The following is a 13,853-nucleotide window of genomic DNA, read 5'->3' as shown; positions in this document are numbered from 1 at the left end:
CGGCTCTGGAACAGGGTGAAGCGGAGCGGCCGCGCATTACGCAGCAGCGGTGGGTACGGCATTGCGGACAGGCAACAGCACCGTGCAGGCATGCAACACCAGGCACAGCGCGACGAAGCCGAAATTGGTCCAGGTGAAGGCCTGCGGCGCAAATGGCGACATCAGGCAGGCATAGGCGATGCGCAGGAAGATCAGCACATGGAAGATCGACAGCGAGCGGTTGAGCAGTCGCACGCTCCACACCAGCCCTGCATACAACGCCAGCAGCGCCAGCAACGCACCCGGCGCCCCCCAGGCCATCAGGAACGGAAAGAATTCGGTCCCCACATTGATGTTGGGCGCATCCAGCGGGATGCTGGTGCCGGCAGTGGCGATCGAGCCACTGAACGGCACCAGCTGATTGACCAGGAAACTGGCGTTGACATAGCCCTTGGCCAGGATCGCGCCAAAGTTGTACGGCCCGGCGCTGATGTACAGCAGCAACCACTGCACACCCTGCGGCATGGCGCGATACAAGGCACTGAACGGCAGGGCCACGGTAGCCAGCGAGCCGGAACGCAGTGCGCCGAGGATGGAAAACACCCCGCCACCGGCCAGCACCAGCAGGCCGATGGTCTTCCACGGCAGGCGACGTGCCGGATCGCGGCGCAACAGCATCACCAGCACGAACGAAAACAGCCCCGCAAAGATGCGGTTGCGGTCGATCACCACGATCGGAAACACGAATCCCAGCGTCAGCATCGCCGCGCGCAGCCCGCGATGGCGCACGCACAGCAGCGCGATCGGCGGCAGGATCCAGCACATGTTGGAGATGTGCCGCACATGCGCGCGCAGCGGGCTCAAGGTGGCATACGAAGACGGATCGCTGAATAGCGGAATCGGAAACAGCGCCACATCCACGATGCAGAACAGCGTCACCACCGCCGCCAGCGTCATCACCAGGAACGCATCACGGGTGCCGGCGTAACGGTAGGCGCGAAAGCGCTCCACCGCAGGCAACTGCACGCGCAGCACGGCGTCCAGTACACAGGTCGCGGCGGCGGCGGCGGCCAGCAGCGCGATGCCGTCCGCGTAGTCGCCAGGCAAGCTGTAGGTCAGCAGCGTCAGCGCGCAACTGAACAGCATCGGCAGTGCCAGATAGGTCGCCGGCCGGCGTAGCAGCGTGCTCATGCCGGTTTCACTGTGCTGCGCGCCTGCCTGGGCCACCACCTGGCCGGCAGCGACATCCAGGCATAGGCGAGCAGATGCCCGATCACCCGGTGCGGCCGGCGCTGCAGGAACGCCACCTTTGCGGCGATGTAGTGCGACTGCGCGTGCAGCAAGCTGCGCTCGGGCGCATCGAACAATTCCGCACAGCGCCGTGCCACCTGACGCGACTCGCTCAGGTTGGCGATGCGCGCGCGCACGTCCACGGTCTTACTGAGGTTGTGGCCATGCAACCGGTACGCGCACACCGGCACGTCGACAAAGCCCAGCGCATCACGCGCGGCCAGGCGCAGGAAGAAATCCCAGTCTTCGATCCGCAGCGACTCGTCCCAGCCGGCGCGCGCATCGAAGGCACTGCGGCGCAGCAGCGCCACCGCGCCGCCGACCGCCCACTGCTGGATCACCGCGCGGCGGATGCCGGATGCGGAGCGGTACAGGTCCACATCCACCCGATGCAGGTCGCGCATGGCGCTGCCGTGCAGCAGCTGCCCATGCTGGTCGACCACACAGGCATCGCCGATCACCGCCAGTTTCTGCGGATGCGCACGCAGGTAGCGCACCTGTGCATCCAGCCCGCCGGCCAGCAGATAATCATCGCTTGCGCCCAGCCGCAGGTATTCGCCGCGCGCACGTAGCGCCAGCTCGTTGAGTGTGGCCGCCACCCCGCGATTGGCACGCTGCACGAACTGCACCGGCAGCCGGTGGCCATGGCTGGCGATCCACTGCGCAATCTTCTCGCCGGTCGCATCGCTGGAACCATCGTCGATGATGACCAGTTCCTTGCACGGGTACGGGTCCTCCAGCACGCTGTCCAGACAGCGTTGCACGAAGCGTTCGTGGTTGAAGGCCGGGATCAGCACCGATACCAGCGGCCAGCGTGCACGCCCGACCGGTTGGGTGGAGTCGCTCATGCCGGCTGCACCAGATAGCGCCGCACCACCACGATGTTGAACAGCAGATACAGCACGTAGTTGGCGAGGAAGGCATACATCGCGCCGATCAGCCCCCATTGCGCGGTGAACAGATACACCAGCGCCAGGTAGCTGGCGGCAAACACGCATTCGGAGATCACGAACAGACGCGTCATCGCCTTAGCCAGCATCACGTACGACAGCACGAAGGCGGCGATCTTGATCACATCGCCCAGCAGCTGCGGAGCGTACAGCGGCGTGGCCTGGGCAAACCGGGCGTCGAACAACAGCCAGGTCAGCCAATCGCGACACAGGTAGACGCCCAGCGCCATCACGATCACCGCCGGCAACATATGGCGATACGCGGCGCGCAGCTCGCGCCCGAGCGCTACACGCTCCTGCAGCGATGCCAACTTGGGCAGGTAATACACGTTGATCGCGGTCGTGAAGAACAGCAGATACGCGTCCGACACCCGGCTCACCGCCTGCCAGTACCCCACCTGCTGCCAGCCGAACTGCAGCGCCAGATGGTCGCGCACCAGCATGGCCACCAGCTGCGGCACCAGCGTGGAGGTCAGCGTCATCACCGAGAACGTCGCCAGCCTGCGCGTCATCTGCGCATCGAAGCGCATGCGCAACATCTCGCGTCGAAAATAACCGCTGCGCCGCAGCGCCGGCACGCCGGCCAGCAACCACAGCACCTGACCCAGTACCAGCGCCAGCAAGGCGCCCTGCAGCTGTGCCCGGCTAGACAGCCATGCCACCAGTGCCGTGCTCAGCACCGCACCGCTGACCTGCACGAATGCCAGGCGGCGCACATCCATGAAGCCGTTGATCACCGCCAGGATGTAGTTGACCAGTGCGATGCCCAGCTGCGCCACCGCCGCCACGCAGATCAGCGGCCGGTACGCCGCATCGCCGAGCAGGCGCTCGGCGATGGCACCACTGAACAGTAACGCCAGCACCGCCATCACGCAGGCCGCGCAGAATGCGTACCACAGCGCCGCGCTGAGCAGACGTGCCAGCGCAGCGGCGTCGTCGCGGTACTCGGCCACGTACTTGACGATGCCGGCACTGATGCCGCCGCCTGCCAGCACCGCCAGCACCGACATCAGATTGAGGAACTGGCCCAGCCGGCCGACCCCTTGCGGGCCGGCGTAGACCGCCACCAGCTTCACCACCACCAGCGCGGCCAGCAGCTTGGCCAGCGTCGCAACGCCGGTGTAGGCGCTGCTGCGCACGACATTCATGCGGGAGCGCCAAACGACTGGCATGCGGCAATCACGCGCGCAACCGACGCATCGTCCAGCGCCGGCCCCATCGGCAGGCTCAGCACTTCACGGTGAAGCCGCTCGCTCACCGGCAGGCAGGCATCGCCCAAGGTGGTGTAGGCCGGCTGCCGGTGAGGCGGCACCGGGTAATGGATCTGGGTATGGATGCCCGAGCGCAGCAGATGCGCCTGCAAGGCATCGCGCTGGACGCTGCGCACCACGAACAGATGCCAGACGTGCTGCGCTTCGGCCACCACCGTCGGCAAGGTGATCAGGGGGTTGTCGATGCCGTGCAGGTAGCGCTGCGCCACCGCGCGGCGGCGGGCGATCTCATCGTCCAGATAGCCCAGCTTGACCCGCAGGAACGCCGCCTGCATCTCGTCCAGCCGCGAATTCACACCCTGGCAGAGGTGGTGATACTTCACCTGCGAACCGTAATTGCGCAGCGCGCGGATGCGCTCGGCCAGGCGCGCATCCGAGGTCACCACTGCGCCGCCGTCGCCGAGTGCGCCCAGGTTCTTGGTCGGGAAAAAACTGAACGCCGCCGCATCGCCGAAGGCGCCGGCACGTCGTCCGTTCGCACTGGCACCATGCGCCTGCGCGGCATCTTCGATCAGCAGCAACCCGTAGCGATGCGCCAGCGTCTGTAGCGCCGCCACATCCACCAACTGCCCGTACAGATGCACCGCCATGATGGCGCGCGTGCGCGGGCCGATCGCCTTCTCCACGCTGGCCGGGTCGATGTTGAAGGTCGCAGGGTCCGGCTCCACCGGCACCAGTACCAGGTGGTTCTGGCTGATCGCAAGAAAGCTGGCAATGAAGGTATTGGCGGGCACGATGATTTCGTCGCCCTCGCGCAATACGCCCAGCTCGCGATAGCCGCGCAGGATCAGCGACAACGCATCCAGCCCGTTGCCCACACCCACCGTCTGCGCAGCGCCGCAGTAGCTGGCGAATTCTTCCTCGAAGGCGGCCAGCTCCTGCCCAAGCACATACCAGCCGGCATCGATCACCCGCGCCGCAGCGACCTTCAGCTCCTCCGCATACCGCGCATTGACCGCGCGCAAATCCAAGAACGGCACATCCATTACAGCATCCACCGATAAAAATCCTGTACCACGGCGCGTGCGCCGAAACGTTCCTTTTGTTCGACCAGACCGTCGTTGAGCACCTGGCCGGCCTGCTCGGTCGAGATACCGAAGCTGAAGTAATGGCGCTGCGCATACACATGGGTGATCAGCTCGGCCAGCAGCAGGCTCAGCGCATCCAGCTGGCGACCGCGCGCGGACACCGCCAGATACTGGGTGTGCACGCTGCGGCCGAAATCCAGCACCAGCGCTGCCGCCAACAGCTCCCCTTCGGCTCGCGCCTCATGCAGCACGATCTGCTGCGGAAACCGGTGTTGCAGCAATTGCAGCTCGTCCAGCCGATGGGTCGGCGCCACGTGGTGGCGCTGCAACACCTCGGTCAGCAGGGCATGAAATTCATCGAGTCGGGTGCTGGCCTGGATCTGCATACCGGCCTTGCGCGCCTTGCCCAGCGAGCGTCGACGTTCGGCGCTGAACGCAAATGGCTCGCGCAACGCGATCGCCGAGGACAGATCGCGCCGGTACAGCTGCGCGCCCACGCGATACAGGGCATACAGGTCTTCTTCGGCCGGATATGCGTGAAAGATATGCGGCACCGGCTTGTACACAAGCTCGCGCACCCCACGCACGCGATAGTGCGCGGCGATCTGTTCGAACACCTGCAAGGTCGCACCCGCGCGCAGGGCCGTGGACGACAGCAGGCCCGCATAGGTCAGGCCGGCGTGGCTGCTGACACAGTCGCCCTCCACATTCGCCGGCAGCACCGCCACCACCTCGCCACCGCGTTCGATCAGCAACGATGCGTCCACGAAGCGGTCGGCGTGATAGTCCATGTAGCCGCGCCGATGCAACACATTGCCATTGCGCGAGGACGCCACCAGGGCATCCCAGGCAGGCGCATCGCCGGGCAGATACGGCCTAACCGAAAACATGGCGCCCCTGCAGGTCCGGCGGCAACGCTGCATCGGCCAGGCCGAAGCCGGCCTGGCCCATCGCATTGCCGTTGTAGAACATCAACACCCGATCATGCTGCTGGATCAAGGCCGGGTAACAGAGTGTTTGCGCATCCCAGCCCTGCTCGGACAGCTGCAGCCCCAGCTGGCTGTCATCGCGCTGCCACTGCACACCATCGCGACTGGAAGCGAAACCCGGGAAATAACCGCCGTGCGTATCGCCGCGGGTGAAATACATCAGATAGCGATCGCCCAGGCGATACACGCGCGGACGGCCGATACGGTATTCGTCGTCCTGCGGGCGCAGGCACACCACATCGTCGGCAGGGATATGGCGCAGATCGTCGGTCTCCGCATAGCGGATGTGGTAGCGCGGATACGGCTGGCCTCCAATGCTTTCCCAATCGTCGCCCACCGCGTACCACAGCCGCCACCGCCCCTCCTCGAAACGTGCCGAATGCACCGCGGCAATCGTGCTGCGCCCGGGCGCGCGATCCAGCAGCGGGGTGTCCTGCAAGCGCTGGAAACGCTCGCCGCCGTCGCGGGACAGCGCAAGTCCGGTGAAGGCCAGGAACTTGGCCTTGGCCACGCGCTGGAAGCCGACATAGAACATGTACAGCCCATCCGGCCCGGCCACCACATCGCCAAGAATCATGCCGTTGTCGTCGAAACAGCCAGCGCGGCCGATGTCCAGCACCGGCTGCCGGCTGACACCGACGATCTGCGTCGGTGCGTCGGCGCGTACGTCCACATAACCGATCCGGCTCACGCCCTGCGCATCGCGAAAGCCCGCATAGACACGCAGCACCTGCGCCGACAACCGGTAGGGCGTCGGCGTCAGCGCGGCGTGCTGCATCCAGCCGCCCACACCATCGCGTGCGACGTCGAACACCAGGCCGCGCTTGGTCCAGGCAAACATGCTCACAGCTCCACGTCGAAGCTGGATCTGCCGGCCACCGCGCGCGCCGGCGAGCCAACGTAGACACGCTCGACATCGGTATGCCGGGTCACCAGCGCACCGGCGCCGATGATGTTATCGGCGGCGATGCGCACCTTGTCGCTGAGCGTGACGTTGACACCGATGAAGCTGCCGCGCCCGATCTCGCAATAGCCGGAAATCACCGCATGCGAGGCGATGAAGACATTGTCCTGCACCACCGTGCGGTGGCCGATATGGTTGCCGCTCCACAGGATGCAGTTGTCGCCGATCCGGGTGAATGGCTGGATCACGTTGCCTTCGAACAGGAAACAGTTGGCGCCGATCTGCGCATTGCGCCAGACGAACGCACGCGAGCTGACATAGCTGGCGCAGCGATAGCCACGCCGCAACATGTCCTGGAAAAAGCGCGTCCGCAGGCGATTGAGCTGCGTGGCCGGGATGGCGACGAAGACCTCGTACTGTTCGGGCGGATAGCGCTGTTCGAGCTCCTCGTAGGCCACCACCGGCAACTCGGCCAGCGTGGGCCGCAGCAGGAAGTCGCGCTCCACGCTGAAGGCCACCACGGTGTAGTCGCTGTCGTGCTGAAAATACTCGCAGGCGATCTGCGCAAATTCGCCTGCGCCCACGATCACTAGGGGCTTGTGCACGCTCATGCTTCCAGCCTGCGTGCATCCAGACCGCTGCCAGCGCGCACTTCGCTGAGGAACTGGTCGTAATCGAGAATGTAGTCGGCGGGATCGTAGAACTGGTCGGCCAGCACCATCAGCACGCAGTCGGGGCTGAAGCGATGCAGGTCGCGCCACACCATGCGGCCGAGCAGCAGGCCCTGCGATGGATCGTCCAGCACCACTTCCTGCTGGCCGTGGCCGTCGCCCTGATCCAGCAGGATCGTCACCGAGCCATGCAATGCCACCGCCAGCTGGTTGAGCCGACGGTGTGCATGCTGTCCACGATGGACGCCGTTGCGGGTGCCGAACAGGTAATACACACGACGTATCTCGAACGGGACATTGCGCTGCTGCTCCAACGAGATGAGCAGCCCGCGATCGTCGCCGTGGGTATGCAACTGGATGCGTTCGATGGCCATGATCGGAAGGGCGTAACCGCTGACTGCACGTAGTGCGACATGCCTGAGTGCGCCGGCATGCGCGAAAGGTTGCGCGGCGTCACGGCGCTGCGAACCCAGGTGCGCGCAAGCGCAGTCGCTGCGACCACCCCCGTGCCAAGGCACGTCATCCGCGTACGGCGATGCAACCTTTCAGCGGCCGCACCGCACATATCGCTGCACGTTCACGTGGCCGCAGCTCGGCCGGCGTGGGGAGCCAGGCCTGGCAGCGCACCGCGCACTGCCGGATCCAACGACACCAGCGCAGGACACCGATCGATGAGTTCATCCCCCCACGCGCCCGATGCGGTTGCAGCCGACAGTGCCACTGCGCTGCCGGAGCAGGCCGCACTGCCGGCGCGCGTCATTCCGCTGCCCAGACCGATGCGCGTATTGCATTGGCTGACGGTGTTCTGCCTGGCCATGGCGGCCGCGCTGATCCTGCTGCGCGCCGAGCTGGAAGGACGCGCACTGCGGCAGTGGCTGATGGAAGGCCATCGCCACTTCGGTTTGATGGTGCTGCTGCTGTTCGTCCTGCGGGTGGGCCTGCGCATCCGCCTGCGCGCGTTGCCGCCCGGCCCGCCATCGCCGCTGCCGATGCGGCTGGCTGCAGGCGCCACCCACCTCGCGCTGTACGGCTTGATGCTCGCCCTGCCGCTGATCGGCTGGTCGTTGAGCAATGCCTACGCCAAACCGGTCTATCTGTTCGGACTGACGCTGCCGAACCTGGTTGCGCCGGACGAAGACCTGGCCGACACCCTGAGCACCTGGCACTTGAATGCCGCCTGGGTATTGCTGGCCTTGGTGATCGCGCATATCGGCGCCGCCCTCTGGCATCACCTGGTGTTGCGCGATGGCCTGCTGCACCGCGTGCTGCCGGGAACACGCCGATGAGCTCCGCCGTGTTGCCCGCTGTCCCCCGCTCCCGCAGCGCCGACCCCCGTACCGTCGAACAAGGACTTTCCATGCCTACTCCCCAGCCCGCTCCGCGTCGCACCACTGCCACGCGCACCGCTTCCCTGACCTCCTTGTTGTGCGTGTCCGGCCCGTTGCTGCTGCTGGCCAGCACCCAGGCGCAGGCGATTCCCTCCTTCGCACGCCAGACCGGTTCGTCGTGCGCGGACTGCCATGTCGGCTCCTATGGACCGTCGCTCACCCCGTACGGCATGCGCTTCAAGCTCGGCGGCTTCACCGATACCGACGGCAACGGCACCAAGATCCCGGCCTCCGGCCAGGTCACCTGGACCCGGCGCAATCCCAGCCGCGGCGACAGCAGCGCACGCATCAACGAAGCGGACCTGTATCTGGCCGGACGGGTCAACGACCACGTCGGCGGTTACTCCAAGATCCGCTCCAACAACGGCGGCAACGACACCTTCAACACCCAGCTCGACGATGTGGATCTGCGCTTTGTCAGCAAGCCGTTCCAGCTGGCCGGCAAGGACGCGATGGTCGGCGTCAGCATCAACAACAATCCCGGCGTGTCCGACCCGATCCAGGTGCTGCCCAATGCATCGACGTTGAGCCCGGTGTCCAACGCCGGCTCGGCCAGCATGCTCAGTTCGTCCTCGCTCTCCAACCGCGTGATCGGCGCCACCGTGTACGGCCTGTTCGACCGCAACTGGTACGGCGAAGTCGGCAGCTACAGCGCGCTGTCCACCGACGCGCAGGACCACCTGGGCTGGAACCCCAACGGCGACCCGGGCAAGCTCAGCGACACCGGCTATGCGCGCCTTGCCTACATGAAGGACATGAAGCGGCAGTTCTTCTCCGCCGGCCTGACCGCCATGACCACGCGCCGCCAGCGGCTGCGCAGCGGCGGCCCCAGCGATGACCTCACCGACCTGGGCTACGACCTGACCTATCAGTTCCTCGGCACCCGCGAGCACGTGCTGTCGCTGGCCTACGTCAACATCTACGAGCGCCGCAAATACGGCAGCCCGCTGCTGCCGACCGACCCGAGCATGTCCCCGCGCGACCGCGGCAGCGTGCGCGACCAGAACATCAGCATGAACTACGCGTTCAAGCAGACCTACGGCGTGCTGGCGGCGCATCTGATCAACAGCGGCTCGTTCGATGTGGCGCGCTATCAGCCCTACGGCATCCCCGACACCACCGCCAATCTGATCCTGCTGTACTGGACCCCGTTCGGCAAGGAAGGCACCTACACCACCAATGCCAACGTGCGGTTCGCGGCCACCTGGTTCCGCTTCGACAAGTTCAACGGCAGCACCAGCAATGTGTTCGGTGGCGGCATTCCGATCACCAACCCGCGCGATCTCGACAGCTTCGCGCTGTCGGTCAATGTCTCGTTCTGATCCCCCGCACGCGTAAGGACCCCCATGAAGTCATTCCACCAGACCCTGTTGTGCGCCCCGCTGGCCGGCCTGCTGCTGGCCGGCGCCCTGCTTGCCCCGCCTGCGCACGCAGCCGACGGCAAAGGCGTTTTCATGACCGAATGCGCCGAATGCCACAGCGCCGCCCAGGGCAAGAACAAGAAGGGCCCGTCGATGTTCGGCGTGGCCGGGCGCCCGGCCGCCAGCCTGGCCGACTACAGCAATTACTCCGATGCGCTCAAGGCCAGCAAGTGGCAGTGGACGCCTGCCCAGCTCAAGACCTATCTGTCGCAGTCCTCCTCCAAGGCCTTGCCGGGCACCAAGATGAAGTACGAAGGCCTGGAAGATCAAAAGGAACTCGACGCGCTGATCGCCTACCTCAACACCCTGCACTGATCGACACCGGCGCGCTGCCGGTTGGCATCCGGAAGCGCGCTCGCCGGCGCATACCGGCACAGGTGCGCGTTGCCTGTGCCGGTTCCTTCGCGTATACGGACGGAACAACCGCCGTCGCAGCGGTCTCGTCTTGCGTGATGGGTCACTATCGCGCCCCTGTTCCATGTAGACGCTTACCCCATTGCCGAATGCCTTGACTGCCAGGCCCTACCCGCTCCGGACGCGACGCAGCTGCGCCTGCGACGGGCAGCCGTGGCTCGCGAGCGGCCACGGGGCGGGCCGGCGACGCTGCCACACGCCCCGGGGCATGCCGCACTGCCGGCATGCTCAGGCCGCACGCCGACGCGCCGCGTTGCGCCACTGCCTGCTGCTGGCCCTGGTGTTGGGCCCGGGCAATGCCATCGCCGGCACGGTCGGTGGCGCGGTGGCGCTGACCTCGCAGTTGATCGACCGCGGCATCTCGATCGCGCCCAACAAGGCCACCCTGCAGACCGCCGGCTACTGGCTGCCCGCACCGGGCTGGTCGATGTCGGCGTCGGTCGCGCTGCAATCGCCCTCGCTGAGCAGGCCGGTGGCGGTGACCGCCCAGGCCGCACGCGCCTGGATGCTGGGCGACCGCTGGCAGATGCAGGCCAGCGCGCTGTATTACGGCTACCCGACCAATCAGGCCACGCGCACCTTCGACCGCCAGGAGGCCAGCCTGGCCTGGTCCTATCGCGACGTGCTGACCTTCTCGGTGTCGACCTTCAATTTCCCACGTGCCGACCAGTCGCCGTGGAATGTCGCCATCGACGTCACCGCCAATGTCCCGCTGCGCGACGACCTCAGCCTGACAGTCGGCGCCGGTTCGTCACGTTTCCCGGCGATGGCCTACGGCGCCGCGCGGTCCGGCCGCTATCAGTATGGGCAATTCGGCCTGCGCTGGAGTCGGGACCGATGGACGCTGAAGCTGGAACGCATCGTCACCAGCGACAACACCCCACGCCTGCAGGGCGGCCCCGGCGAAACGCCCTGGCTGAGTACCGCGTCGGTCACCTTCTGATCCCCACGCAACCTTTTGCCCGCCCGCGGGCACTGACATGCGTCCTAAGCCGTGCCTGCCTCGATGAATGATTCCGACACCCTGGGTGATGCCACCGATCGCATGCTGCTGCGCCGCATGGCGGCGGGCGATCGCGCCGCGTTGTCCACCATGTACACCAGCTATCACGGCCGGCTGTGCCGCTTCCTGTCGCGCCTGACCCGGCGCCCGGACATCATCGAAGAAGCCATCAACGACTGTTTCTGGATCGCCTGGCAGAAGGCCGGCGACTTCCGCGGAGATTCGCAGGTTTCGACCTGGATCATGGGCATCGCCTATCGCTGCGGCCTCAAATGCCTGCGCCAGCACGACGGCGAGGCCATCGACGATACAGCGGTGGTGGAAGACCACGCCCCCAGCGCCGACGACAACAACGACCGCGAGCTGCGCGACTGGCTCGACAAGGGCATGGAACGGCTGTCGCCGGATCAGCGCCTGGTGATCGAACTGGTCTACGGCATCGGCCACAAGCTGGAAGAAGTCGCCGAAATCATGCAGTGCCCGGTAGGCACCATCAAGGCCCGGCTGTTCCATGCGCGGGTCAAATTACGCAATGTGCTGCCCGGTCTGGCCGGCGGCGCCCCCTATACGGAGACCATGCAATGAAGACGTTTTTCATCGCGCCTGGCAAGGAATGCTCGCACGCCTGGGAACTGATGCCCGCGGTCCTGCTCGACAGCGCCACCGAGGAAGAGAACACCTGGCTGATCGCGCACGTGGCCAAGTGCGCCTCGTGCAGTGCCGAGTTCGCCCAGCAGAACCGCCTGCGCCAGGCGCTGGCGCTGCCGTCGGCGGTGAAGCTGGACGCCAACGCCGGCCTGCAGCGCCTGCTCGGTCGCCTGGATGCGCCGGAGCAGGCCAGCGCGCCCGCGCCACCGGCAGCGCGCCGCTCCGGTAGCTGGACGGTGCGCGCCCTGGCGGCCGCAGCGCTGGTGCAGGCGATCGGCCTGGGCGTCATGGGCGTCAGGCTGGCCACGCCTGCGCCCTCGCACGACTACCGCACGCTCAGCAGCGCCACCGCCCAGCCGGTGCCGCAAGGCGCCATCCGGGTGGTGCCGGACGCCAAGATGACCGTGGCCGACTGGGACCGCCTGCTGCATGCACAGCAGTTGCAGGTGATCGGCGGGCCCAACGAGATGGGCGCCTACACGGTGGTGCCGGCCCAGCCGCAACCGCCGGCCCAGCCGCAGCAGACCGTGCAGCAGTTGCGCGCCAACCCGGGCATCCGCATGGCCGAGATCGTGTCCGCACCATGAAGCGCCTGCTCGCCATCGGCATCATCGCCGCCTGCATCGGCCTTGGCCCGCAGGCCGCCGCGCAGGAGCCGGCGCAGGCCGCCGCCAGCGCCAGCACGCCACCGGCGGCCGATGCGCACACGCCCGACAGCAGCCGCGACATCCTGCTGGCGGTGGCCAATCCGCTCAGCGCACCGCCGGCCCGCGCCGGGTCCAGCCTGATCGGCTACGCCTCCAGCTATTACGGCGCCGGTCAGAAGGCCGCCGTGCGCATGGAAGCACTCAAGCAGCGCTACAAGCTGCGCGAAGTCTCCGGCTGGCCGATCACCTCGCTGGGCCTGTATTGCGCCGTGCTGCAGCCACCGCCGGGGGTGTCGCGCGACGAACTGGTCAGCGCGCTGGCCGACGACGACGGCGTGGAGCTGGTGCAACCGGTGCAGGATTTCTCGGTGTTTTCCGCCGACGCATCGGAAAAGACCACCGCGCTCTCCGGCTACAACGACCCCTATGTGGATCTGCAGCGCGGCTTCATCGCCACCGATGCGGCCAGCGCGCAGACCGTCACCCAGGGCCGCGGCGTGGTGGTGGCGGTGGTCGACACCGGCGTGGACACCACGCATGCCGACCTGAAGGCGCGCATCCGCGACGTGCACGACCTGGTCGACGATTCGCCGGTGATGACCAGCAGCGACTCGCACGGCACCGAGGTGGCCGGCATCATCGCCGCCGGCAGCAACAACCATCAAGGCATCGTCGGCATGGCGCCCAAGGCCATGCTGAGCATCTACAAGGCCTGCTGGTATGCGCCCACGGTCGGCGCCACCGCACGCTGCAACACCTTCACCCTGGCCAAGGCGCTGGCGGCGATCAACAACAGCTCCGCGCGCGTGATCAACCTGAGCCTGGGCGGCCCGGCCGACCCGCTGCTGAGCAAGATGCTGCAGCACCTGGTGCAGCAGGGCCGCATCGTGGTCGCCGCGATGCCGCCCAACGGCCGGCTGGACGGTTTTCCCAACGATGTGCCGGGCGTGCTGGTGGTACGCAGCAGCAGCCCCACCGCGGCCATGCCCGGCGTGCTCAGCGCCCCCGGCAAGGACATCCTGACCACCCAGCCGAACGGCCGCTACGACTTCACCTCCGGCTCGTCGATGGCCACCGCGCATGTCAGCGGCGTGGTCGCGTTGCTGTTGTCGCTGTCGCCGTCGCTGGACGCCACCGCATTGCGCGAGCTGATGCAGCGCACCAGCAAGCTCTCCGACGGCCAGTTGCAGGTCAACGCCGGTGCCGCCGTGCAGGCGCTGGCGCCTCCCGCCAGACATTCCAACTGACGA

Annotated in this window: 15 protein-coding genes; 7 read left to right on the top strand and 8 right to left on the bottom strand. The window is 66.7% G+C overall.

What is annotated here, in order from left to right; genetic code table 11:
• Positions 1–36: 36 nt before the first annotated feature.
• Genes ACCQ04_RS08455 through ACCQ04_RS08420 form a run of 8 tightly spaced genes read right to left on the bottom strand, consistent with a single transcriptional unit; the run spans position 37 to position 7,456 of the window.
• Positions 37–1,170 carry a hypothetical protein gene (locus ACCQ04_RS08455; protein WP_104543245.1) on the bottom strand — a complete coding sequence of 378 codons (1,134 nt, stop codon included), beginning with the start codon at positions 1,168–1,170 and terminating at the stop codon, positions 37–39.
• Entirely contained in the window at positions 1,167–2,117 is a 951-nt protein-coding gene (locus ACCQ04_RS08450) for a glycosyltransferase (RefSeq protein WP_226426441.1), read from the bottom strand. Before ACCQ04_RS08450 ends, ACCQ04_RS08455 begins: the two co-directional genes overlap by 4 nt.
• Positions 2,114–3,367 (bottom strand): O-antigen translocase, encoded by a 1,254-nt coding sequence (locus ACCQ04_RS08445; protein WP_226426442.1) that lies wholly within the window; start codon positions 3,365–3,367, stop codon positions 2,114–2,116. The genes ACCQ04_RS08450 and ACCQ04_RS08445 overlap by 4 nt, the downstream gene beginning before the upstream one ends.
• A complete protein-coding gene (locus ACCQ04_RS08440; RefSeq protein WP_226426443.1) occupies positions 3,364–4,476 on the bottom strand; it encodes a DegT/DnrJ/EryC1/StrS family aminotransferase in 1,113 nt (370 codons plus the stop codon). Before ACCQ04_RS08440 ends, ACCQ04_RS08445 begins: the two co-directional genes overlap by 4 nt.
• Positions 4,476–5,387 carry a GNAT family N-acetyltransferase gene (locus tag ACCQ04_RS08435; protein ID WP_226427114.1) on the bottom strand — a complete coding sequence of 304 codons (912 nt, stop codon included), beginning with the start codon at positions 5,385–5,387 and terminating at the stop codon, positions 4,476–4,478. Before ACCQ04_RS08435 ends, ACCQ04_RS08440 begins: the two co-directional genes overlap by 1 nt.
• A 7-nt stretch (positions 5,388–5,394) precedes the next feature.
• A complete protein-coding gene (locus ACCQ04_RS08430; RefSeq protein ID WP_226426444.1) occupies positions 5,395–6,348 on the bottom strand; it encodes a glycoside hydrolase family protein in 954 nt (317 codons plus the stop codon).
• A 2-nt stretch (positions 6,349–6,350) separates the two neighbouring features.
• Entirely contained in the window at positions 6,351–7,022 is a 672-nt protein-coding gene (locus ACCQ04_RS08425) for an acetyltransferase (protein WP_226426445.1), read from the bottom strand.
• Positions 7,019–7,456 (bottom strand): sugar 3,4-ketoisomerase, encoded by a 438-nt coding sequence (locus ACCQ04_RS08420; RefSeq protein WP_016902088.1) that lies wholly within the window; start codon positions 7,454–7,456, stop codon positions 7,019–7,021. The genes ACCQ04_RS08425 and ACCQ04_RS08420 overlap by 4 nt, the downstream gene beginning before the upstream one ends.
• 297 nt (positions 7,457–7,753) lie before the next feature.
• On the opposite strand from ACCQ04_RS08420, the gene ACCQ04_RS08415 reads away from it, so the two are divergent.
• From ACCQ04_RS08415 to ACCQ04_RS08385, 7 genes are all read left to right on the top strand, one after another.
• On the top strand, positions 7,754–8,368 hold the full coding sequence (locus ACCQ04_RS08415; RefSeq protein ID WP_226426446.1) for a cytochrome b: 615 nt from the start codon (positions 7,754–7,756) through the stop codon (positions 8,366–8,368).
• Positions 8,369–8,439: 71 nt separating this feature from the next.
• The gene (locus ACCQ04_RS08410; RefSeq protein WP_024940349.1) at positions 8,440–9,792 is read left to right on the top strand and encodes a hypothetical protein; all 1,353 of its coding nucleotides are present in this window, start codon (positions 8,440–8,442) and stop codon (positions 9,790–9,792) included.
• Between the two features lie 24 nt (positions 9,793–9,816).
• Positions 9,817–10,206: a c-type cytochrome gene (locus tag ACCQ04_RS08405; protein ID WP_016902092.1), complete on the top strand. Its 390-nt coding sequence runs from the start codon at positions 9,817–9,819 to the stop codon at positions 10,204–10,206.
• A gap of 307 nt (positions 10,207–10,513) precedes the next feature.
• The gene (locus tag ACCQ04_RS08400; protein WP_024940348.1) at positions 10,514–11,248 is read left to right on the top strand and encodes a TorF family putative porin; all 735 of its coding nucleotides are present in this window, start codon (positions 10,514–10,516) and stop codon (positions 11,246–11,248) included.
• Positions 11,249–11,311: 63 nt separating this feature from the next.
• Positions 11,312–11,893, top strand: coding sequence for a sigma-70 family RNA polymerase sigma factor (locus ACCQ04_RS08395; protein ID WP_226426447.1), 582 nt, complete (start codon positions 11,312–11,314; stop codon positions 11,891–11,893).
• Positions 11,890–12,543, top strand: coding sequence for a zf-HC2 domain-containing protein (locus ACCQ04_RS08390; RefSeq protein ID WP_054592783.1), 654 nt, complete (start codon positions 11,890–11,892; stop codon positions 12,541–12,543). The genes ACCQ04_RS08395 and ACCQ04_RS08390 overlap by 4 nt, the downstream gene beginning before the upstream one ends.
• Complete coding sequence (locus tag ACCQ04_RS08385; protein WP_104552731.1) at positions 12,540–13,850, top strand: S8 family serine peptidase; 1,311 nt, start codon at positions 12,540–12,542, stop codon at positions 13,848–13,850. The genes ACCQ04_RS08390 and ACCQ04_RS08385 overlap by 4 nt, the downstream gene beginning before the upstream one ends.
• Positions 13,851–13,853 lie beyond the last annotated feature (3 nt).

Source organism: Xanthomonas sp. NCPPB 2866 (assembly GCF_041475745.2).
In the GTDB taxonomy this organism is placed as follows: Bacteria; Pseudomonadota; Gammaproteobacteria; order Xanthomonadales; family Xanthomonadaceae; genus Xanthomonas; species Xanthomonas arboricola.
Note: the sequence above shows the minus strand (reverse complement) of the source record. Positions and strands in the feature narration are given on the sequence as shown.